The organism is Pseudarthrobacter sp. efr-133-R2A-89, assembly GCF_030209315.1.
Taxonomy (GTDB): Bacteria; Actinomycetota; Actinomycetes; order Actinomycetales; family Micrococcaceae; genus Arthrobacter.
Genome location: NZ_JARVSE010000008.1, coordinates 126,906 through 147,215 on the forward strand (window position 1 = coordinate 126,906; position 20,310 = coordinate 147,215).

Consider the following 20,310-nt stretch of genomic DNA (forward strand, 5'->3'; position numbering starts at 1 on the left):
CTTTCTGCTGCCGAACTAAAAGGGGTCTAGAGATGCGTGTCGGAGATGATGCGCGCCCCGGGAACCGGGCCGTGCACGTGGAGGGCTGCCAGGCCCTGGTGCCGCAGGTCATCGGCCAGTGCTTCGGCCGCCACGGGATCCTCGGCGAGCAAGGCCACGGTGGGGCCGGAACCTGACACGATTCCGGCGATCGCGCCGTGGGATTCGCCGATGCCCAGCGTATCGCGCAATGCAGGGGCCAAGGAGATGGAGGCACGCTGCAGGTCGTTGACCAGGACACGGCCCAGGGATTCGGCGTCGCCGCTGCGCAGGGCCGCCAGGATGTGCGGGTCCACGCCGCTGGGCTCCTCCGCAGTGATGCCTTCGGCATCCCGCAACCGGTCCAGGGTGCGGTACACCTCCGGGGTGGACAGGCCGTAGTCCGCCGCCACCAGCACCCAGTGGGTTTGCGCCTTGGCCAGGGCCGGGGAGAGTTTGTCGCCCAAGCCAAGGCCCACGGCGGTGCCGCCAAGCAGCGAGAAGGGCACGTCCGCACCGAGTTCCGCGGCAAGGTGGGCCAATTCTTCGCGGGACAGCCCGCTGTTCCACAGGGCGTCGCAGGCCAGGAGCGTGGCGGCGGCGTCGGCTGACCCGCCGCCCATGCCGCCGGCGACCGGGACGCGTTTGGTGATCTCCAAGTGCACGCCGGTGGCGTGCTCGGAGACGTCAGCCATGATGGCGGCTGCCTTGTAGGCCAGGTTGTTGCTGTCCAGGGGAATGTCGACGGCGTCGAGGTCCAGGGTGCTTTCCGCGCTGAGGCTGAGCGTGATTCCCGGCGTCGCGGTACTGGTGGCGGCAACTTCCTCGTAGAGGGATACCGCGAGGTAGACACTGGCGACCGAGTGGTAGCCGTCGGGACGGAGCGGACCCACGGCCAGCGATACGTTGACCTTGCCGGGTGCTTTGACCCGGACCGTCCTGGCCGCAAAGCGACCTGCCGGGGCGTTCACTGCCGTGATTCCTTGGCTTCGGCAATCCTGGCGAAGGCTTGGATATCGATGACCTCGCCACGGGCAGTGGGGTCCACGCCGGCTGCAACGAGGCAGCGCTCCGCTTCGGGGGCTCCGCCCGCCCAACCGGCGAGGGCGGCCCGCAGCGTCTTGCGGCGCTGCGCGAACGCGGCGTCCACCACCGCAAACACCTGCTCACGGGTGGCAGTGGTGGCCGGCGGCTCGCGGCGGGTGAAGGCCACCAGGCCGGAGTGGATTTTGGGCGCAGGCCAAAAGACGTTCATGCCGATGACGCCAGCCTTGCGCATCTGGCTGTACCACGCCGCCTTGACGGACGGCACCCCGTAGGTCTTGGACCCCGGGCCCGCGGCCAGCCGGTCCGCTACTTCGTCCTGCACCATCACAAGTCCGTGCCGCAGGCTTGGGAAATGCTGCAACAGGTGCAGTACCACCGGAACCGCCACGTTGTAGGGCAGGTTGGCCACCAGCGCGGTGGGTTCGACCGGCAGTTCAGTGACCTTCATGGCGTCGTCGTGGACCAGGTGGAACGCGTTGGCGGCGGCCGGGCGCCATTCCTTGACGGTTTCCGGCAGCTTCGCGGCCAGGACGGGGTCAATTTCGACGGCGACGACGGTCCTCGCGGCGTCCAACAGACCCAAGGTCAGGGAGCCCAGGCCCGGGCCTACCTCGAGGACGGTTTCATCCGGCCCCACACCGGCAGCGGTGACGATCCGCCGGATGGTGTTGCCGTCGATAACGAAGTTCTGGCCCAAGGTTTTGGTCGGTCTGATCCCGATTTCCTCTGCCAGCCGGCGGATGTCGGAGGCGCCGAACAATGGTGCGGGCACGGCAGGGATGGGTTCAGTCACCTAGGTATCCTATCCCGCGCGGCAGCTCCGCCCTGTCGGCTTAACGGCAGTGGCCGGGCCCGGATATCCGGGCCCGGCCACGCTGTGGGCGTCGTGTTCGTCCGCTGAATCAGCTGCTGGCTGCCCAGCCGCAACCCCACGGTGAGAGCCCGCGCTGGGCGTAGACCCGGTTGGCGATGTCGATCTGCTGCGCCTTGGTGGCGAGGCTGGCGTTCGGGGCGTACGCGCCGCCGCCGGCTCCGATCCAGGTGCGGATGTCGAACTGGAGGCCGCCGTAGTAGCCGTTGCCGCTGTTGATGCTCCAGTTTCCGCTGGATTCACACTGGGCGATCTTGTCCCACATGGCTTCGTTCATCATGGCTGGCGCTGCTGCCCCGGTGTTGGCGGCTGCTGCCGCGGGCGCTGCCTGGACGGCGGGCTTGGCCTTGGTGCCCACGGTGACCTTTTCGGTTACGGGCTGCACCGCCACGTTCTCGGACACGAGGGTGCGCGACGCTTCCCGGCCGTCAACGAGCACCAGCTTGAAGGTGCGCTCGATCTTTCCGGCCGCCCCGGCCTGGGTCACCTGCTTGTCACCCTTGAGCATGTCGGCGCTTTCGGCGGTGACCGTGTCGAAGGGGACGTCTTCGCTGGTAACGGCGGTCTTGCTGGTGTCCACCCGGGAGACCTTGATGACCATGTTGTTCACCACGTTGGCGTTGGCCGGCTGGGAGGAGCGGTCGTTGGCGCCCAGGGTGACACCGGAATCCTCCAGGACCTTGCCCACGGTTGCGGCGGTGGTGGTGGCGGTGTTCACCTTGCCATCGGCCACGATGCTGACGGTCTTGGGCGTGGAGATGGAGACATAGGAGCCGGCCAGTGCGAGTGTGGCATCCTTGGGCACGGAGACGGCCGATGCGCTGGCGACGCCGAGCTCGCTGACGAGGCCTTCCACGTCCTGGGCGGTGGTGTTAACGGTCTTTTCGGCCCCGTCAAGGCTGACCTTGACCTCTTTGGCCTGGTTGACGTTGATGACGGTGCCGTTTTGCACCGAGGCATCCAGGGAGGGTGATACGCGGTCGCCGGGCTTCAGGTCCAGGTTGGCACTCTTGACCACCTGCGCCACTGTTCCACCAAAGGACTGCACGGACGAGGCTTTGCCGTCCACGTTGAGCGTGATTGTTTTGTTATTGCCCACGAAAGCCACGAGGCCTGCGACCAGGCCGCAGAGCACCAGGAGTTGGGCGCCAACCTTGATATAGCTGAACTTGCCGTCCGTTGTGAAGAACTTGATCACGATTGCCCGTAACTCTAGGTCCATCCGGGCACGGGGAATCGCGCAAGGGAATGCCCGGAACAACCTCAAATGGACCGTCCGGGCATCGATGCACCGCCACACTCCGCGCAACGGCATGGCCGGGAACTGACGTTCCCGGAGCGGCTGCGAATGGAGCGAAATTACCCGTTGGCCTTCCCCGACCCCGGCTAATAGTTGTCCACTGTAACCGTAGCGTTATAAAGCGACCAACATTTTTGCATACCAGGTATTGCCCAGGATCACGGAACGGTGTGGGATTTCAGGTCCAGGATCCGTATGCCCGCACGGTATTTTCACTGATGGCGTTGCATAGCCCGGCGAGGTCGGAGCCTGTCAATTCTGCCATGGAGCGGACCGTGTACGGGACCATGTAGCTGGCATTTGGCCGCCCGCGGTGCGGATGCGGCGTCAGGAACGGCGCATCCGTTTCCACCATGATGAGTTGGCGGTCAGCGACGGCAAGCGCGGCGCGAAGGTTCGCGGCGTTCTTGAAGGTCAGGGTCCCGGCAAAGGACATCCACCAGCCCTGTTCGTTGCAGGTCCTGGCAAGCTCCTCGTCACCGGAGAAGCAGTGGAACACCACCCTCTCCGGGGCGCCTTCCTCCCGCAGCACCCGCACCACGTCGTCGTGTGCGTCCCGGTCGTGGATCTGGAGGGTGAGGTCCAGGCGCTTGGCGATGTCGATGTGGCGCCGGAACGAATGCTCCTGGTGGCGCAGTCCTTCGCCTTCCGTGCGGTAGAAGTCCAGCCCCGTCTCGCCGATCGCACGGATCCGCGGATGCGCCGCGAGGCGTTCGATCTCGGCCAGGGCCGCTTCCAGTTCGCCCCGGGCGGCGTAGTGCGGGGCATCATTGGGATGAAGGGCCACGGCGCCCAGGAGACGGTGGTCCTGGTCCACGGCTTCCACCGTGAACCGCGACGACGCCAGGTCGCAGCCCACCTGGACCGCGCCCTGGACTCCCACCGCCGCTGCGGCATCGAGCGCGGCCTTGATTCCCACCGGCGCCGTTCCATCAGGAAAGTCCAGGTGGGTGTGGTTGTCCATGACGGGGACAGGCAGGGGTTCAGGCGCGGGCGGATACTGCTTGCGGGGCGGAGCTTCCGGGTCCAGGGGGCCTGTGTCAGGTGCCCGGTAGGCGGCGGGAGTCAGCGGATTGCACATCCAACCAGCCTATCCGCCGAAAGCGGTGGCATATTTGCCGGAACTCTCTGTCAGGCATGGCAGTTGTGTTAGTAGTCTGGAACGAACACACGCGCACGCCCACCGACGGGCGAAGGCAGGCTTGCTGTCCCGTCCAGGTGAAACCCGGGCTGAAAGGTTGCCGATGGAACCCCACCGACGCACTGCCAACAATGGGAGCGCACCAAACCTCAACCTTGCCGGCGTGACGGATGCCGTCAGCCGGCTGAACGGGCACCGGGCCGCCGCCATGGACCCCGAGTCCTTCCATGCCGCGGCCCAACGAATCCTCACCACCGTCAACACGGTGATTGACGGCAAATCGGATGCCGCCAAGCTGGCGCTGACTGTCCTGCTCGCACAGGGCCACCTGCTGCTGGAGGACGTGCCCGGCGTCGGAAAAACCCTCCTCGCCAAGACCCTCGCCCGGACCATCGACTGCACCGTCAACCGCATCCAGTTCACCCCGGACCTGCTGCCCTCGGACGTCACCGGGGTGTCCATTTACAACCAGGCCTCCCGGCTTTTTGAATTCCGGCCCGGCGCCGTGTTCGCGAACATCGTGATCGGCGATGAAATCAACCGCGCCTCCGCCAAGACCCAGTCCGCCCTGCTGGAATGCATGGAGGAGCACCAGGTGACGGTGGACGGCAATACGTACAAGCTTGATGAACCCTTCATGGTGGTGGCCACCCAGAATCCCATCGAGATGGAAGGGACGTACCCCCTGCCCGAGGCCCAGCGGGACCGTTTCATGGCCCGGATCTCCATGGGCTATCCGGACAAGGAAGCCGAGATCGAAATGCTCGAGACCCACCAGGCGGTATCGCCCCTGGCCACCGTCAGCCCGGTGGTGACGGCATCTGATGTGGCGGCCATGACCACCACCGTCCAGCAGGTCTACGTGTCCCAAGCCGTGAAGGAATACACGGTGTCACTGGGCCGCGCCACCCGGGAAAGTCCCCTGCTCCGCCTGGGGGCGAGCCCCCGTTCCATGCTCCAGCTGCTGCGTGCGGCCAAGGCCACGGCCGCGTTGGACGGAAGGGACTTTGTCCTGCCGGACGACGTCGCAGGCGTCGCCGAGGCCGTGCTGGCGCACCGGATCATCGTCGAGCGGAAGGCTGCCGGCTCGGGTGAAAACCCGCACAGCGTCCTGCAGGGAATCCTCTCGCGCCTGCCCGTGCCGCAGGCGCCCCCCGGCCAGGCGACGCGGCCCGCGGCGGCGGCCGGCGGCAGGAACCGCTAGGGGCGGACCATGGCGTTCCTGGACAAGCTTCCCCGGCACCTGTTCACCGGGCGCGGCTGGGGCATGCTTGCCGCCGGGGCATTCGCGCTGGCCGCCGCGCAGGTCATGGGCCGCCGGGACCTGTTGACGCTGGCGCTGCTGCTGCTGGTGCTGCCGCTGGTGTCCTTGGCCGGAATCCGGCTGGTGAAACCGAAATTCCGGGTGTACCGCGAGTTCAATCCTTCACCCGTGGAAACATCCGCGCCAACCATCGTCCACTTGGCGGTGGGCCGGACGGGCCCGGGAACCGGCCAGGTGATCATGGAGGAGCGCCTGCCCCCGCACTTTGGCCAGGCGCCGGCCTTCCGCTTTCCTTCCCGTTCCGCAACTGGCGGCACCAGCCGCTACGAATACCACTTGACGTCCGGCTACCGCGGCTTGTTCCGGATCGGGCCGGTCACGGCGGAGTTCACGGACCCGTTCGGACTGTCGCTGCACCGCCAGGCCATCGACGACGGCGACATCCTCACCGTGACGCCGGCCGCCGTCGTGCTGCCTGCCACAGAGCTGGACGGAGCGCGGGGCAACGACGGCGTCACCGCCACACGCACCCGCGCGAATCCGAGCGACGACGACGTCATGACCCGCGAATACCGGCACGGGGACCCCATGCGCCGGGTCCATTGGGCCGCCACGGCAAGGCACGGCGAACTGATGGTGCGCCAGGAGGAATCGGTCACCACGCCGGAAGCCACCATCATCCTGGATCATCGTTCCGCTGCCTTCGGCGGCGCCTCCGGGACGACGATGCCAGGGCTGCCTGGGCGGCACGGGCATGGACTGGCCACCAGCGACACGTTTGAATGGTCGGTCGTTGCCGCCATGTCAGTCAGCGCCCACTTGGCGGAACGAAACTACAGCCTCCGGATCCTCGATGCCGGCGGCAACCCGGCCTTCCTGCATTCACCGTCGTCCCCGGAACCCGGGGCCGAAGAGTTCAGTGGCACCTCCGGGCTGCAGTCCATAGCCGAGAGCCTCGCCGCGGTCCACCTGTCCGGGCCATCCCACGCGCGGCGGGACGGTGCGGGCCGGGACGCCCAGGGCAGGAACAGTCGGCACCTTAGCGCCGGTGGAGGAATGCCTCCGGGCGCGGACCAGGAGACGCCGGCCTTTGACGACCACCTGATGGACAAACTGACCGCACACCGGATGCGCGGACCGTTGATCGCCGTGCTGGGAAGGATCAGTGCCGAGGAAGCGACGGCGCTGGCACCGGCCGCAGCCTTCGGAACCAACGCGTTCGCCCTCCTGGCCGTGGACAAGCCGGCCGACTTCGCCGGCGTGTTGGACGTGTTGCGGCAGAACGGCTGGCGCGCTGCCGCCGTGACGCCGCGTTCCGGGCTCGCGGCGGCCTGGGGACAGTTCGGCGAGGACCCTGCCGTGCCCGTGGCCCCTGCATCCGAGGTCCGGCGTGGAGCAGGAGTGGCCACATGACAATGGCACCGGCCCGGCCCTCGGGCACCGGGAATGAAGCCCGCAACCAGCCCGCACCGCCGGCCGGGCGTTCGCGGGCGGGTGCCTATCCGTGGGCGATGGCGTTGGCCATTTCGGTGGCTGTCTGCGGGGCGGCCTTGTCGCTGAACGGCGTACTTCGGGGCTGGAACTGGTTCTGGCCCGTCCTGACCACCGTGCTGGCGGTCAGCGTAACCCTGGCGGCCCTGCGTTCGGTCCGCGCCCAGCCCCTCCTGGTCACGGCAGGCGGATTCATCTCCCTGGCTGCCGTCCTCACGCTGACGTTCTTCCGCGGTTCAAGCTTCCTGTGGGTCTTTCCGACCGGCGCCACGCTCCCCGACCTTGACCGGTTGATGCGGCGGGCCAGCGAAACCGTCCTGTCGGAGACAGCGCCGGTGGCTCCCAACGCCGGAATCGTCATGGTGGTCTGCGCGGTCCTGGGCCTGGCGGTCATCCTGGTCGATGCCCTGGCCGTGCCCCTCCGCATGCCGGCCGCCTCAGGGGTGGGCCTGCTGGCGCTGCTGGTGGTTCCGGCCATGATCAAGCCCCAGAGCGTGGGTGGGTGGAGCTTCGCCGCCACTGCGGCCGGCTACCTGCTGATCCTGGCCTGCAGCCAGCGGTTTGCACCGGACGGCCGGCTGCAGTCCGGCGCGCCCCGCAGCCCCGGCCTGGCCAGGCGGGCAGCGTTGACCGGGGCCGCCGCCCTGGTGGCCACCCTGCTGCTGCCGCTGGCGATTCCCGGTTTCGACCAAGGCACTTTCCCGCAGGGGTCCAGGCTCAACCCGTGGGGCGGCGCCACCGGCCTGAACCCGATGATCACGCTGGGCAGCAGCCTGCGCGCACCGGACGGGAGCGGACGGATCACCTATGCCACGAATTCCCCCACGCCGCTTTACCTGCGCTCTGTCACCGTGGACAATTTCGACGGCGACTCGTGGGGTCCGGATGACCGCACCGCGTCCCGGGTCCCGCTGGACGGCCGGATCGATCCCGGTTACGCAGTGCTCGCGGACGAGCAGGTGCGCCTGGTCACCGCCGTCGACACCGGTTCCTTCACCAGCCCCTACCTGCCGGTCCCGTATGCGCCCGAAACCATCCGGGGCCTCGGCGGCGAGTGGACCTGGGACCCTGCCACGCTGAGCATCAAGGGCACCGACACCACCACCCGGCGCCAGGAGTACGTCGTGACGTCGACCGAGCCAAAGCTCTCGGCCGCGCTCCTGGCCCAGGCGACCGGCCCCGTCCGGGGAATCCCTGACGATTTCAGCCGAATTCCGGGCAATGTCCCGGACATCGTCAAGTCCACCGCCAACACGGTGGCCGGCACTGCGGGAACGCCGTACCAGAAAGCGATGGCCATCCAGAGGTACCTGCGCTCCTCCGAGTTCACCTATTCCCTCCAGTCCCCGGTCCAGGGCGGCTATGACGGGAACGGGCTCTCTGTCCTGGCGGATTTCCTGCAGCAAAAAAGCGGATACTGCATCCATTACGCCTCCGCCATGGCCGTGATGGCGCGGCTGGAAGGAATCCCCAGCAGGATCGCCGTGGGATATGCCCCGGGCCGGCTGACAGGCGCGACCATAACCGTGGCCGGGCAGGGCGCGCTCCCGGAATACGAAGCGGACGCCCGGGACGCCCACGCGTGGCCCGAGCTGTACTTCCAGGGCTTGGGCTGGGTGCCGTTCGAACCTACGCCGTCGCGGGGCGTGGTCCCGGACTACGCCACCGACGCGCCGGCGCCCGCGGTCCCGGACACCTTGGGCAACAATGACGGCCTCGTCCCTGAAGCTGCCCCGGCGCCCTCCGCCTCCCCAAGCGCCACGGCCTTGCCGGTCCCCGGCGGGACGGGCGGCGGCGAAGGCGATTCGGCCGGCGTGATGCCGTGGCTCCTCGGCACCGCAGCGTTGCTGGGCGCCTTGCTCCTGGCAGCCGCACCGCACCTGGTCCGTTCCGGGTCCAGGACGCGCCGGTTGAACCCGAGGTTCCCGGAACAGGCCGTCCCCTTGGCGTGGAACGAGCTGACGGACCTTGGCATCGATTACGGCCTTCGAGCCGCACCCAGCGAGACTCCAAGGGCGTATTCCGCCAGGTTCCGGCAAACACTGCTGGGGGAACCCGACGGGTTGGACCATGAAGCGCACCAGGCAGTGGCGCTCCTGACGTCCGCCTTCGAGCACCACAGGTATGGCCGGCCGGACACCAGCTCCGCGGCAACCAACCAGCCGGGCCACCCTGCCGGCCAGGACATCCAGGACGGGGTCGCCGCACTCGCGGCCTCGCTCCGGCAGAACGCCACCCTGCCGCGCCGCCTGCGGGCGGACTGGCTTCCGCCGTCCGTCATTCGCCGCTTGGGCCTGCTGCTGGGCCTGCCGTTCCGGGCAGCCGGCAGCGGCATCCGGAAGGCCGCCCATGCGGCCGCCCATTCCCGAAAGGGCCGTGCCGCCACAACGTCCGGAGCACCGGTGGCGGGGCGTCCGGAAGCAGCGGCGGACGACGGCTGGCGTGGGCCGGGCAGGGGCTGAACGCAAAAGTGCCGGCCAGGAAGGATCCCGGCCGGCACGTTCGGAATTGGAACAGCCGAAGCTATCCCGCGTAGGGGTCGGCGATGCCGATGTACTGGGTGTAGAGGTACTCCTCGATGCCTTCGAGTCCGCCTTCACGTCCGAGGCCGGACTGCTTGACGCCGCCGAACGGCGCGGCGGCGTTGGAGATCACCCCGGCGTTCAGGCCGAGCATGCCGGTCTCAAGCCGCTCACCCATCCGGAGGCCTCGGTTGAGGTCCTTGGTGAAGACGTACGCCACCAGTCCGTACTCGGTGTTGTTGGCCAGCCGCACGGCTTCATCCTCGGTGGAGAAAGTGATGATCGGGGCGACGGGCCCGAAGATCTCCTCCGAGAGGATACGGGTGCCTTCGGAGACGCCGGACAGGATGGTGGGCTGGTAGAAGTAGCCCGGGCCCTCCACCGGTGCGCCGCCCAGGACCGCCTTCGCGCCGGAGGCGACGGCGTCGGAGACCAGTTCGTGGACCTTGTCCCGGCTCTTGGCATCGATCAGCGGGCCCACCTTGGACTCGGGTTCGGTGCCGCGGGCGGTGGTCATGTCCTTCATCTTCGCCGCGAACTTCTCCGCGAATTCGGCGGCCACGGATTCGTGCACGATGAAGCGGTTGGCTGCGGTGCACGCCTCGCCCATGTTGCGCAGCTTGGCCAGCATCGCACCGGTCACGGCGGCGTCCAGGTCGGCGTCCTCGAAGACCAGGAACGGGGCGTTGCCACCCAGTTCCATGGAGGTACGCAGCACAGTTCCGGAGGCATCGGAGAGCAGGCGGCGGCCCACCTCGGTGGAACCGGTGAAGGAGAGCTTGCGCAGCCGGGAGTCCTTGATCAGCGCCCCGGTGGTCTCTCCGGCCGTGGAGGTGGGGATGAGGTTCAGGACCCCGGCGGGCAGGCCGGCCTCCTGCATGACGGCGGCGAACAGCTGGGACGTCAGCGGCGTCAGGTTGGCGGACTTCAGCACCATGGTGCAGCCTGCGGCAACCGCCGGGGCGATCTTGCGCGTGGCCATGGCCAGCGGGAAGTTCCACGGCGTGATCAGCAGGCAGGGGCCCACCGGCTTCTTGGTCACCAGCAGCCGGGACTTGCCGTCCGGGGAGACCGAGTACCGGCCGAAGGCCCGGACGGCTTCCTCGGAGAACCACCGCAGGAACTCGGCTCCGTAGGTGACTTCGCCGCGGGCTTCTGCCAGCGGCTTGCCCATTTCCAGGGTCATCAGCAGCGCAAAGTCCTCGGCCCGTTCGGTGACCAGCTCGAACGCGCGGCGGAGGATTTCACCGCGCTCACGCGGGGGCACCTTGGCCCAGGATTCCTGGGCAGCAGCGGCAGCGTCCAGGGCCGCAGCGGCATCGTCCGCGCCGGCGTCGGCAATGCTCAGCAGCACCTTGCCGGTGGCGGGATCCTCGACGTCGAACGTCTTGCCTGAGGCGGCGTCGCGCCACTCACCGTTGATAAGCAGCCCGGTGGGAACAGAGGCCAAAAGCCGGGTTTCGCGCTCGGCGGTAACGGCCGGCTGTGCAGTGACAGTCACGATGACTCCCTCGTCAGTAGGGTTTCTGGCAGCCCTGCGCCGCGGCCGGAGTGACCGGGATCATTGGGCTGATTAACAGCCAGACTACTGCGGGCCCCTCCCCCGGTCTACGCCGTTGCGCACTGCCACATCGGCCCTACGCTGTGCATCTGCACAGATTCGAAGGCGTTCCGGGAGAGGCCGCTACCGGGCTGCGAGAACTGCCGAGTAGAGCTCCCGCTTGCTGACCCGGACGTCCTCGGCCACGGCTGCAACCGCTTCCTTCAACCGGATGCCCTGGGCCACCAGCTCGTTGACGGCGGCCACATGGTCCTCCGGCTTGCCCGCGGCCTGTTCCGGAGCGCCGCCGAGGACAACAGCGATCTCGCCGCGGACCTCGTTGCCTTCGGCCCACTGGAGCAGATCACCGGTGGTTCCGCGAATCACTTCCTCGTACGTCTTGGTCAGTTCCCGGCACACGGCGATAGGCCGGTCCGGGCCGAACCGCTCGCGCAGCGCCCGGAGCATCGCTTCGAGGCGGTGCGGGGCTTCGAAGAACACCATGGTGCGGCGTTCCGCGGCGAGGTCGGCCAGGCGCGACGCCCGCTCTCCGGCCTTACGCGGAAGGAAACCCTCAAAGCAGAACCTGTCCGTAGGCAGGCCGGATAACGCCAGTGCCGTAAGGACCGCGGACGGACCGGGGACGGCGGTGACCGGAAGCCCGGCCGCGATGGCGCCCTCCACCAGCCGGAAGCCGGGGTCCGAGACGGCCGGCATACCTGCGTCGGTCACCATGACCAGCGTGCTGCCGGCCCGCACCTGGTCAAGGAGCTCTGCCGTCCTGGTCGCCTCATTGTGTTCGTGGTAGCTGATAACCCGGCCGGACACTTCCACGCCCAGGCTCTGGACCAGGCGGTGCAGGCGCCGGGTGTCCTCTGCCGCCACGATGTCAGCGGTACCCAGCAGCTCCACGAGCCGGGCAGAGGCATCACCGGTATTCCCGATCGGGGTGGCGGCCAGGACGATCCGTCCCGTCGTCAACAGCACTGGATCAGGAAGGGGGCTGGGGTTTGGGTCCACCCGTCAAGCCTACTGCCGCCGGGTCTTCCAGCCGCAAAAGGTAGCATGGGGCTCGTGACGCAGACCTCGACGCGGCCGGCCGGCGCCGGTGAACCCACCCCGCCGCCTTCCCCGGCCGGAGCCGCTGCAACGGCTGCCGGGCGCGGAGAACCCACCCATCGATGGGTCAGCAGGCCGGAGGAAGCGTTCACCGTCCAGGCCCTGACGGCACGGCTTCTGGGCGCACACGCATCCTGGCGGGACCACCCGGCATCCCTGCGGCTCTGGTTCATCCTGGTTCCGGTCCTGACGGCGCTCATCGGCGGGGTCCTCCGGTTCGTGCGGCTCGAGGTACCGCACAAGCTGGTCTTCGACGAGACCTACTACGTCAAGGACGCATACTCCTACCTGATCAGCGGCTACGAGCGCAGCTGGCCGGACAAAGCCAACGACTCGTTCAATACCGGCAATCCGGACGTCCTGCTGAATACGCCCGAATATGTAGTCCACCCGCCGGTGGGCAAGTGGATGATCGCGGCAGGGATGTGGCTCTTCGGGCCGGAGAATCCGTTCGGCTGGCGCTTCGCCGCGGCGCTCACGGGAACCCTCACGGTGCTGCTCGTCTCGCTGATCGCCCTGAAACTGTTCCGTTCGCTTCCGCTGGCGGGCGCGGCCGGGCTGCTCCTCGCCGTCGACGGCCACCACCTGGTCATGTCCCGCACATCGCTGCTGGACGTCTTCCTGGCGTTCTGGATCCTTGCAGCATTCGGCGCCCTGCTCATGGACCGGGACGACGGCAGGCGCCGGCTGGCGGCACGGCTGGCGCGGATTGCCGCCGCGCACGGCGGGCAGCCGCCGGGCGGAGCGCTGCTGGCCGGGCCATGGCTTGGCGTACGCTGGTGGCGGATCGCCGCCGGGATCTGCCTGGGCCTGGCCGTGGGCACCAAGTGGTCCGGCCTCTTCTTCCTGGCCGGGTTCGGCATCCTCACGGTGCTGTGGGACCTCAACGCGCGTCGGGTCGCGGGCATCCGGGGCTGGATCAGTGGCGGTGTCATCCGGGACGGCATTCCGGCCTTCGGCGCGTTGGTACCCGTGGCCGGCGTCGTCTACTCGGCCACATGGACGGGCTGGTTCCTCTCGGACAACGCCTACTTCCGCCATTGGGCCGAGAGCAACCCTTCCACCGAATGGGGCTGGCTCCCGGACTCCGTCAGGTCCCTCATCCACTACCACCTCGAAGCGTACAAGTTCCACCAGGGCCTGAGCTCCGAGCACCCGTACCAGTCGAGTCCCTGGAGCTGGCTGGTGATGGGACGGCCGACGTCGTTCTTCTATGAATCCCCGCCGCAGGGCACCCCGGGCTGCGACGTGGAAAAGTGCACCTCCGCCATCCTGTCCGTGGGGAACCCCCTGATCTGGTGGGCGGCGGCCATCTCGCTGGTGGTCCTGCTGTTCTGGTGGGCGGGCCGCCGGGACTGGCGTGCGGGCGCAGTGCTGGCGGGCGTGGCGGCCGGTTACCTGCCGTGGTTCATGTACCCCGAGCGCACCATGTTCTACTTCTACGCGGTGTCCTTTGAGCCGTTCCTGATCCTTGCCCTGGTGTATTGCCTGGGCCTGGTGCTGGGCCGCGCCACGGACCCGCCTTGGCGGCGGCGCTCAGGCCTGTACCTGGTGGCGCTCTACCTGGCCGCCGCGGTCCTGCTGTCGGCATTCTTCTACCCGATCTGGACCGCCGAGGTCATTCCCTATGTCGACTGGAAAGTCCGGATGTGGATGCCGTCCTGGATCTAGGGCAGGATGGCAATAGAGACCTGTTAGAGCCGCCGCCGCGGCGTGGCAGCGGAAACGGAGACCTGCTGTGAGAGAAGCGAGCACGGAACTGCTGGTGGAGCTTGATGCCAACAGCAACGTGACTGACCTGCTGCTGGAGCAGCATGCCGCCAACCCCGCCCACGCCCTGTACCGGCGCAAGGGCCCAAACGGTTGGGTGGACGTTTCCGCGCAGAAGTTCCGCCAGGACGTCAGCGCCTTGGCCAAGGGGCTCATCGCCGGCGGCCTTGAGCCCGGCGACACGGTGGCGGTGATGTCCCGCACCTCCTACGAGTGGACCCTGGTGGACTTCGCCATCTGGTTCGCCGGCGGCGTCACCGTGCCGATCTACGAAACGTCATCCGCCAGCCAGGTGGAGTGGATCATTCAGGACGCAGCGGTCCGCCGCGTGTTCGCCGGCGACCACGCGACGGTACAGCTCGTGGGCGGCGTCCTGGCAGGTTCCGACGCGCTCAGGGACCGCCTGGTCAACGTGGTGCGGATTGATTACGACGGCGAGGCCCCGAACCTTGCCAGCCTTGCCGCGGCCGGCGCCGGAGTCAGCGACACGGAGCTGGAACGGCAGCGCAGCCACGCCGGACTGGCCGACCTCGCGTCCCTGGTGTACACGTCGGGCACCACCGGCAAGCCCAAGGGATGCGAGATCACGCACGGGAACTTCGCACTGGTGGCCAAGAACATCGTTGCTTTCCTGCCGGAAATCCTGCAACAGGGCCAGCCCCGCACACTGATGTTCCTTCCGTTGGCCCATGTGCTGGCCCGGGCCGTCCAGGTGGTGTGCCTCACCGCAGGGGCAACCCTGGGGCACACCCCGGGCGCGGCGCAGCTGCTGGAAGACCTGGGCTCGTTCCGGCCGACGTTCCTCTTGGTGGTGCCGCGGATCTTCGAGAAGGTCCGGGCAACGGCTGCCCATAAGGCTGCGGTGGCGGGGAAGGGCCGGCTGTTCGAGGCGGCCTCGGCGGCAGCGATCGAATACTCAAAGGCGCAAGACCGGCAGCACCGGGGCGACGGGCCCGGCCCCGGCCTGCTCAACCGCGTGCGGCACGGACTGTTCGACCGGCTGGTCTATCCCCGGCTGCGGCAGGTGCTGGGCGGCGAGGTGGGATACACCGTGTCCGGGGCCAGTCCCCTCGCATTGGAGGACGCGCACTTCTTCCGGGGTGTGGGCATTCCCGTCCTGGAAGGTTACGGGCTGACCGAAACCACGGCGCCGTGCACGGCCAACACGCCGACCCGCACCAAGGTGGGAACAGTGGGGATCCCCGTTCCGGGTACCACCATCCGGGTGGCCGAAGACGGAGAGATCCTGGTCAAGGGAATTGGCGTGTTCCGTGGCTATCACGCAAACCCGGCCGCGAACGCCGAGGCGTTCGTGGATGGTTTCTTCCGGACCGGAGACCTTGGCGTGCTGGACAAGGACGGTTTCCTCACCGTCACCGGCCGGAAAAAAGATCTGCTGGTCACCGCGGGCGGCAAAAACGTGGCGCCCGGGCCGCTGGAAGAGAAGATCCGGACCCACCAGCTGGTGGGACACGCGGTGCTGGTGGGCGACGGAAAGCCGTTCGTGTCCGCCTTACTCACCCTTGACCCGGAAGGCGTGGCCAACTGGCGGGAGGAGCGCGGCCTCCCGCCGCTCCCCCTCAGCGAGGCCACCAGCGATCCCCAGGTCCTGGCCGCCGTCCAGGAAGCGGTGGACCTGGCCAACCAGCTGGTGTCCAAAGCCGAGTCGGTGCGCACCTTTACGCTGCTCAACACCGAATTCAGCGTGGAGTCCGGGCACCTGACGCCGTCGCTGAAACTGAAGCGGGCCACCGTCGTTCAGGAATACCAGGCGGAAATCGCCAAGATCTACGGCTGATCAGCCGGCGATCTACGGCTGATCAGCTGGCGCCGGCTCCGCGGCGGAGTCGGCGTCTTCCCGGACAACACCGCGACGGCGGCGGGTGGGCCAGGTCAGCACCAGAGTGATGATGGATGCCAGGAGCACCATGCCGCCGATGCCGATGCCGGCGTCGATCCAGAACTGGCTCGGGAACAGCCGGATCAGGGTGTCGTCCAGGCTGAAGGTCCAAGACCCGTCGGCAAAGAAGATCCGGTGGAATTCGGTAAAGAACTGCTGCCAGCCCAAGGCCGCCAGCGTGCCCAGGCCCAGGATCAGCACGAGGGTAATGATGGAACCGGCGAAGAGGGCGCGCCGGATTCCGCCGGTGCTGCGCCTGCGCAGGTACACGATGGCGATCAGGGCGAGGATAAGCAGCGCGGTGCCGGCGCCGAAGGTGGAGAGGATGACCACCTTGACATCAGCCATGTGGCTGACTTCGCCGTCCTTGAAGAGCTTTTCGCCGCCGCGCTGCACCAGGTCCCCCAGGTACCGCGGGCCGGCCCAGTTACTCAGGTAGTCAACGGCGTAGGAGCCATAGGTCATCCTGTCGTCGGTGCTGAAGCCGTATCCGTCTCCGGGGAAACCGGGACGGTTGTATTCCACCCACAGGAAGAGCGGGCTGGTCACGGCCCGGACAGCCAGGATGAGGAGAATAAAGGGGTAGATGATGGCCAGCAGGACCTGCATGACGCGGGGGGCAACCGGTTTGGCGTTCGCAGCGCTTTCGCGCTGCGCGTTGCGGCGTTCCACCTCTTCCTCGGGCGGCCGGACGTGCAGGGCGGAGGTGGGAAGCGGTTCCTTGAAGACCTGGCCGGCGGTGCCGCGCGGTTCATCGACGGAGGTCCCGGCAGCCACCTGCGAGGACCCTTCGGCCGGAGATCCCGTGCCGGAGGAGGCGGCGGATTCGGCCGCCCGGCGGCCTGCCCTGCTGTCCGCCTGCGGTGCTTTGGTTTCCTGTACAGCCTCTTCCCGGCCGGATTTCTTGCCGCCGGCAGGTGTCAGCCAGGAAAACGCGGGCTCGTCGGAATCCCCGGAGGTGTCCAGGATCGGTTCCGGCTGCGGCGCTTCGCTTTTGGCGCGGGCCGGTGTTTCGTCGTTCACAGCAGCGTCACTTCCGTCAGGTTCCGCACCGGTCCAAGTCTGCCGGCGCGATTCATTCTGCCCTCGAGCCTACCGTCCGGAACTTCTGCTGGGCGAGGAACCACCCCGGCTGGATTACAACGATTCAGGCAGCGATTTCCGCGTAACCGGCATCTTCGCTGCGAAGGTCCCCGCGTTCCCCTGCCAGGAAGGCCCGGCGGCCCCACACCAGGACATAAACCCAGTACGCAGCAAGAACCGCCGCGCCGATGCCGATTCGTGCCCACGCCGGCAGCGGACTCGGCGTCACAAAACCTTCCACAAGGCCGGAGACGAGCAGCACCAGGACCAACCCCAAGGCCACCGTAACCAGCGACCTGCCCTCTTCCGCCACGGCGCGGCTCCGGGTCCGCGGACCCGGTGAGACCATTGCCCAAAAGATGCGCAGGCCGGCGGCCGCGGCCACGAAGACGGCGGTGAGCTCCATCAGGCCGTGCGGCAGGATGTAGCTGAAGAACACATCGGATTTGCCGGCCGATGCGAAGATCCCGGCCGCAATCCCCACGCCCTGGGCGTTGTTGAACAGGATCATCGGCACCCAGACGCCGGTAATTCCGAGGGCCACCGCCTGGGCGCAGATCCAGGCGTTGTTGGTCCACACAGCACCGGCGAAGGACGCTGCCGGATTTTCCGAGTAATAGTTGATGAAGTCCTGGTCGACATACTGCGCAGCGGCGGATTCGGATGCCACCGCACGGAGGGCATCCGGGGACGTTCCGATCCACGCCGCGTAGGCGGCAGCGACAAGCACGAAGACTGCGCCGCAGGCCACTGTGAGCCACCTGAGCCGGTACAGCGCCGCCGGCAGGGCCGCCACGAAGAACCTTGCGAGGTCGGCCATCGCGTTGGACCGTGCACCGGTGAAGCGGGTCCTGGCCAGGGCGAGCGTGGCGGAGAGGGAGGCGGACAATGCACTCTCCGGGGCAATGGAACGGACCAGTGACAGGTGTCCGGACACGGATTGGTAGAGGGCCAGCAGTTCATCGGCCTCGGCACCCGTGAGCCTGCGTTTGGCAGCGAGCTCCTTCAGCCGCGACCATTTGTCCGCATTCACAGCGGAGAAGGCGTCCATGTCCACGGCTACAGCCTAGCGCCCGGCATTAGACTTTGACCGTCCACACCGTGCGGTCGTCCGCATCACCAGCTGCGAAGGGCAGGGACGCAGTGAGTCCGATCATCACCGGCGAGGCAGTCGTCCTCGAACTTCGGCCGGCCACCTTCGCCGCCCGCGCTCTGGGCCTGGTCATCGACGTCGTCTTGCACGTGGTCCTGCTGGTGGGATTCATGTTTGGCCTGGCCGCCGCCGGCAGGGGCCTGGATGAGGCCGCCGCACGTGCGCTGGCCCTGGCCGCCGCGGTGTTCTGCCTCGTGGTTGTCCCGGTGGGTGTGGAGACCCTGAGCCGGGGCAGGTCGCTGGGCAAGTTGGCCACCGGCCTCCGGGTTGTCCGCGAGGACGGCGGCAGTATCAGGTTCCGGCACGCGCTGATCCGGGGGCTGACTGGCTTCCTCGAAATTTACCTGACGTTTGGCGGCTTGGCATGTGCCGTGGCGCTCTTCAACGACAAATCCCGCCGCCTGGGCGATTTGTTGGCCGGCGCCTACGCGGTCCGCAGCCGGGTGCCTGCCGACGAGGCAATCCGCGTGTTCGTGCCGCCGCACCTGCAGCCGTGGGCAGCGGCCGCGGACATCGGCCGGATTCCGGACGCCACGGCCCGCAGGGCCGCACAGTTCATTCGCCAGGCCGGCCGGATGGCGCCGCATTCCAGGGCGCAGATGGCCGCGGCGATCGCCTCCGAACTGTCGGCGCACGTATCCCCCGCACCACCCCCGGGGACCGGCCCTGACCATTTCCTGGCGGCCGTCGTCGCCGAGCGCCGGAACCGGGAGTTCACCAGGCTTTCTGAATCGCGCCGCCGGAATTCCTCGGTGGGTCAACGGCTCCAGCGGCTGCCGTTCAACGGCTGACTCAGTTGGCGTACTCGTTCCACGGGATGTTCCAGTCCCCGTAGCCGTCGGTGTTGGCCGCGTAATCACCCTCGGTGTTGATGATCTGGACCACGTCTCCGGTTCCCATGTTGTCGAACACCCAGGCTGCGCCGTCGGGCAGGAACCCGATGCAGCCGTGGGAGACGTTGGTGTTCCCGATATAGGGATAGGCGGATTCGAGCGCCTGGTGGATGTAGGCGCCGCTCAGGGTGAGGCGGATGGTGTATTCGACGTCGGCTTCACCGTAGTAGGCGGGGTCACCGGGTTTCAGTCCGATGGTGGAGGCCCGGAAATGGTCAAACCTGTTCTTCTCCATCAGCACCGCGTACCCCTTGGCCGAAGGGAACCGCTTGTCCCCCATGCTGACAGGCAGGGTCTTGACCGGCTGGTCGTTGACGCTGAGCGTGAACGTGTGCGCGGTGGCATCCGCGACCGCCACCTTCTTGTCTCCGATCGAGACGTTGACCTTCTTATTGAAGTTTGCGATCTGGCCGTTGCCCAGGTCCACACCAAAGAGCTGCATGTCCATGGTGATGGTGGAATTGGCTGCCCAGAAGTTTTCAGGCCGGTACCGGACCATGGTGTCGCTGTGCCAGTGGAACGCACCACTTTGGCCTGCCGTTGTGGTGACCTTGATGGCCTTTTCGACGGCGGCGCGGTTGACTACCGGCTCGCTGAAGATGATCTGCAAGGGCTGCCCCACGCCCACCTTCATGCCGTTGAGCGGATAGATGGCGGCATCCGCCTCATGCGAGCTGGACACTGTGTTGAAGGCCTGGGTGGTGCTGGTTTCGCGTCCGGCCGAGTCCTTGACCACGTACGTGTAGCTGTAGTCCGTGTTGAACTCCAGGGGGCCGGAGGCGGTCCATGCCGTCCCGTTGGCGTCGATGCTGCCTTCGACGATCTTCCCGGCGGTACTGGTTAGGGTGACTCGCTGGATGGTCCCGTTGGCCACTTTGAGGGAAACCGGGGCCGCGGGGTTGACCTGCTTGGCGCCGTTGGCCGGCGACGCATCCAGTGTCACCGGGGGCACGACGGGAGAAGCGATTCCGGGGGACGTGCGCAGTGCGGAGGCTGCTTCAGATTCGAGCGGACCCCCTGCAAGGCCCGGTGCGACGGCGGCGAAAACCCCGCCCACGGCAGCCAGGACACATACGGCTGCTACGGCGAGAATTTTCTTTACGCTCCCCCGGCGGCGGGGCTTTTCCTCAGGCTCCATAGTGTCGATCCTACGTGCAGAAAATAACGGCCCGGGCGCGTTGCTGCGCCCGGGCCCTCA

The 20,310-nt window shown here is 67.5% G+C and carries 15 protein-coding genes; 6 read left to right on the plus strand and 9 right to left on the minus strand.

Features of this window, described 5'->3' with window-relative positions; translation table 11 throughout:
- Nucleotides 1-26 precede the first annotated feature (26 nt).
- The 4 genes from QRM95_RS14475 to QRM95_RS14490 all read right to left on the minus strand — a co-directional run bounded on the left by QRM95_RS14475 (nt 27) and on the right by QRM95_RS14490 (nt 4,317).
- A complete protein-coding gene (locus QRM95_RS14475; protein WP_285248250.1) occupies nt 27-989 on the minus strand; it encodes a 4-(cytidine 5'-diphospho)-2-C-methyl-D-erythritol kinase in 963 nt (320 codons plus the stop codon).
- Complete coding sequence (gene rsmA / locus QRM95_RS14480) at nt 986-1,858, minus strand: 16S rRNA (adenine(1518)-N(6)/adenine(1519)-N(6))-dimethyltransferase RsmA (protein WP_285248251.1); 873 nt, start codon at nt 1,856-1,858, stop codon at nt 986-988. Before rsmA ends, QRM95_RS14475 begins: the two co-directional genes overlap by 4 nt.
- 109 nt (nt 1,859-1,967) lie before the next feature.
- The gene (locus QRM95_RS14485) at nt 1,968-3,134 is read right to left on the minus strand and encodes a resuscitation-promoting factor (RefSeq protein WP_285248252.1); all 1,167 of its coding nucleotides are present in this window, start codon (nt 3,132-3,134) and stop codon (nt 1,968-1,970) included.
- Between the two features lie 280 nt (nt 3,135-3,414).
- Nucleotides 3,415-4,317, minus strand: a complete 903-nt coding sequence (locus tag QRM95_RS14490) for a TatD family hydrolase (protein ID WP_285248253.1) — start codon at nt 4,315-4,317, stop codon at nt 3,415-3,417.
- 163 nt (nt 4,318-4,480) lie between these two features.
- On the opposite strand from QRM95_RS14490, the gene QRM95_RS14495 reads away from it, so the two are divergent.
- From QRM95_RS14495 to QRM95_RS14505, 3 genes are read left to right on the plus strand one after another with little or no spacing between them, the layout of a single operon-like run.
- On the plus strand, nt 4,481-5,581 hold the full coding sequence (locus QRM95_RS14495) for an AAA family ATPase (RefSeq protein ID WP_285248254.1): 1,101 nt from the start codon (nt 4,481-4,483) through the stop codon (nt 5,579-5,581).
- A gap of 9 nt (nt 5,582-5,590) precedes the next feature.
- Nucleotides 5,591-7,054 (plus strand): DUF58 domain-containing protein, encoded by a 1,464-nt coding sequence (locus tag QRM95_RS14500; protein ID WP_285248255.1) that lies wholly within the window; start codon nt 5,591-5,593, stop codon nt 7,052-7,054.
- The gene (locus QRM95_RS14505) at nt 7,051-9,594 is read left to right on the plus strand and encodes a transglutaminase TgpA family protein (protein ID WP_285248256.1); all 2,544 of its coding nucleotides are present in this window, start codon (nt 7,051-7,053) and stop codon (nt 9,592-9,594) included. Before QRM95_RS14500 ends, QRM95_RS14505 begins: the two co-directional genes overlap by 4 nt.
- Before the next feature lie 61 nt (nt 9,595-9,655).
- Here QRM95_RS14505 and QRM95_RS14510 read toward each other — a convergent pair whose 3' ends face one another.
- Both QRM95_RS14510 and rsmI read right to left on the minus strand, forming a co-directional pair.
- Nucleotides 9,656-11,155 carry an NAD-dependent succinate-semialdehyde dehydrogenase gene (locus QRM95_RS14510; RefSeq protein WP_109863442.1) on the minus strand — a complete coding sequence of 500 codons (1,500 nt, stop codon included), beginning with the start codon at nt 11,153-11,155 and terminating at the stop codon, nt 9,656-9,658.
- A gap of 183 nt (nt 11,156-11,338) precedes the next feature.
- Nucleotides 11,339-12,214, minus strand: a complete 876-nt coding sequence (gene rsmI, locus QRM95_RS14515; RefSeq protein ID WP_285248257.1) for a 16S rRNA (cytidine(1402)-2'-O)-methyltransferase — start codon at nt 12,212-12,214, stop codon at nt 11,339-11,341.
- Nucleotides 12,215-12,259: 45 nt separating this feature from the next.
- On the opposite strand from rsmI, the gene QRM95_RS14520 reads away from it, so the two are divergent.
- Entirely contained in the window at nt 12,260-13,984 is a 1,725-nt protein-coding gene (locus tag QRM95_RS14520; RefSeq protein WP_285248258.1) for a dolichyl-phosphate-mannose--protein mannosyltransferase, read from the plus strand.
- A 67-nt stretch (nt 13,985-14,051) separates the two neighbouring features.
- Nucleotides 14,052-15,881, plus strand: a complete 1,830-nt coding sequence (locus QRM95_RS14525; protein ID WP_285248259.1) for an AMP-dependent synthetase/ligase — start codon at nt 14,052-14,054, stop codon at nt 15,879-15,881.
- A 12-nt stretch (nt 15,882-15,893) separates the two neighbouring features.
- On the opposite strand, the gene QRM95_RS14530 is transcribed toward QRM95_RS14525, so the two are convergent.
- On the minus strand, nt 15,894-17,006 hold the full coding sequence (locus tag QRM95_RS14530) for a TIGR01906 family membrane protein (RefSeq protein ID WP_285248260.1): 1,113 nt from the start codon (nt 17,004-17,006) through the stop codon (nt 15,894-15,896).
- Nucleotides 17,007-17,130: 124 nt separating this feature from the next.
- On the minus strand, nt 17,131-18,123 hold the full coding sequence (locus QRM95_RS14535; protein WP_285248261.1) for a stage II sporulation protein M: 993 nt from the start codon (nt 18,121-18,123) through the stop codon (nt 17,131-17,133).
- Nucleotides 18,124-18,209: 86 nt separating this feature from the next.
- Between QRM95_RS14535 and QRM95_RS14540 the strand changes: the two genes are divergently transcribed.
- Nucleotides 18,210-19,010, plus strand: a complete 801-nt coding sequence (locus QRM95_RS14540) for an RDD family protein (RefSeq protein WP_285248262.1) — start codon at nt 18,210-18,212, stop codon at nt 19,008-19,010.
- A 1-nt stretch (nt 19,011) separates the two neighbouring features.
- On the opposite strand, the gene QRM95_RS14545 is transcribed toward QRM95_RS14540, so the two are convergent.
- Nucleotides 19,012-20,250, minus strand: a complete 1,239-nt coding sequence (locus QRM95_RS14545; protein ID WP_285248263.1) for a L,D-transpeptidase — start codon at nt 20,248-20,250, stop codon at nt 19,012-19,014.
- Nucleotides 20,251-20,310: the final 60 nt, after the last annotated feature.

Coding starts and splice junctions, on each gene's coding strand:
- QRM95_RS14490 (WP_285248253.1), bottom strand. CDS start 4,317: ATGTGCAATCCGCTGACTCCCGCCGCCTACCGGGCACCTGACACAGGC.
- QRM95_RS14495 (WP_285248254.1), top strand. CDS start 4,481: ATGGAACCCCACCGACGCACTGCCAACAATGGGAGCGCACCAAACCTC.
- QRM95_RS14500 (WP_285248255.1), top strand. CDS start 5,591: ATGGCGTTCCTGGACAAGCTTCCCCGGCACCTGTTCACCGGGCGCGGC.
- QRM95_RS14505 (WP_285248256.1), top strand. CDS start 7,051: ATGACAATGGCACCGGCCCGGCCCTCGGGCACCGGGAATGAAGCCCGC.
- QRM95_RS14520 (WP_285248258.1), top strand. CDS start 12,260: ATGGGGCTCGTGACGCAGACCTCGACGCGGCCGGCCGGCGCCGGTGAA.
- QRM95_RS14545 (WP_285248263.1), bottom strand. CDS start 20,250: ATGGAGCCTGAGGAAAAGCCCCGCCGCCGGGGGAGCGTAAAGAAAATT.